Below are 1,684 nucleotides of genomic sequence, written 5' to 3'. Positions count from 1 at the left end.
TTTAATAAAATTTTTTGGGATCATATAAGAAGGTAATTTATCTTTTAAAAAAGCTTTAAAATTAATTTCTTCTTCACTTTCATAAAAACAAATAATATCTTCTTTAAAAATACATGCACTGTTTTTAATATTCGCATGGGAATTTATCACGCTTTCTATTTCTCCAAGTTCTATCCTATGCCCCATATATTTTATCTGATTATCCACTCTCCCATAGCACAAAAGCTCTCCAAATTCATTATAAGAAACGATATCTCCTGTTTTATAGAGTAAATCTAAATAATTATCATGTAAAGGATTTTGAATAAAAGCTTGTTTGGTTTTTTCTTTGTCATTATAATACCCTAAAGACAAAGAAGTTCCACGTACGAAAAGCTCCCCTTTAACACCTATTTGTTTAGGACTTATGAAATTCATATTTTCATCAAAAACTAAAAGTTCTGTGTTTTTACACGCTTTGCCTATAGGTAAAAGTTCTTCATCTTTAAAAGTGCGATTGATGATATAAAAAGAACATACATCAGTGATTTCTGTTGGGCCATAAAGGTTGGCAAATAAGGCATTGGGTAAGTGTTTACGCCAAATATTTAGCTGTTTATTGGGCATGATTTCACCGCAAAAAAGTATTTTTTTTAAGGTATTTAAACTAAAATTATTCAAAGCTTCCGTATTTGCAAAATAAATTAGCACCGAAGGCACCCAAAATATAGTGCTTACTTTTTCTTTTTCAAGGCATTCTAAAATTTTATTTGGAAAGGCAAAAAGATGATTAGGTAAAAGGTGTAAAGTCGCTCCTGATTTTACACTTGAAAAAATATCTAAAATGCTATTGTCAAAATAAAATGGTGCTTGATTGGCTAAAATTTCATTCTCATCAAATTTAAAAGTCTCACACACCCAAAAAGTATAATCAATCACACTCTTATGTGCTATGCTTACTCCTTTAGGAATACCTGTGCTCCCACTTGTAAAGAAAACATAGAGTAAATTAGTATCTATATGTTTTTCTTTGGCATGCTTTATTAAACTCTCATCTATATCAAAACTTTCAAAGTCTTGTGTATAAAGCGTAGGTAAATCTAAGTTAAAATTTAAGTCCTTTGAAGTGATAAAAAGTTTAGGCTTTAAAACCTCTATGACTTTTTCTACTCTTTCTTTAGGACTTTTTTCATCTAAAAGGGTATAAAAATTTCCACTGAGTGCCACTCCAAAAAATGAAATCAAACAATCAATCCCTTTAGGCAAGATGATTAAAACAGGAACTTGAGTAGGATTATCATTTTTTAAAGTTTTTAAAATTTCACTGGCTAGTTTTTTAGAAAAAAGATCAAAGTCTTTATAAGTGATTTCTTTTCTTTCCTTGGCAAAGGGTTCTACAAAAGCAGTTTTTTCGCTAAATTTGATTAAGCTTTTTTCTAGGAAGTTATAGATGTGGGTGAGCATGGTAAGAAAGCCTTTATGTTAAAATCAAAATTTGATTATACCCCCCCCCAGTTAATGTATGCTTAAAAAATTCTTTAATTTTAAAAAAATAAGAAATACTTAACTCTTTCTTATTTTTTTGCAAATTTCACCCCTTCTTCCCAAATTCCCTCTTCAACCTAGGCGCATCTTTGAATATAAATTTGATATACCCACCCCCATACCAATTTTTATTAGCTTTAATAAAAGCTTCACCTAGTTT

General features: G+C 29.6%; 1 protein-coding gene. It reads right to left on the bottom strand.

Features of this window, described 5'->3' with window-relative positions:
- Positions 1-1,443: AMP-binding protein (locus tag AJ885_RS00025; protein ID WP_070280474.1), on the bottom strand; the 1,443-nt coding region annotated here is incomplete at its 3' end.
- Between the last annotated feature and the right edge of the window lie 241 nt (positions 1,444-1,684).

The organism is Campylobacter sp. BCW_6464, assembly GCF_001762775.1.
GTDB classification, from domain to species: Bacteria; Campylobacterota; Campylobacteria; order Campylobacterales; family Campylobacteraceae; genus Campylobacter_D; species Campylobacter_D jejuni.
Note: the sequence above shows the minus strand (reverse complement) of the source record. Positions and strands in the feature narration are given on the sequence as shown.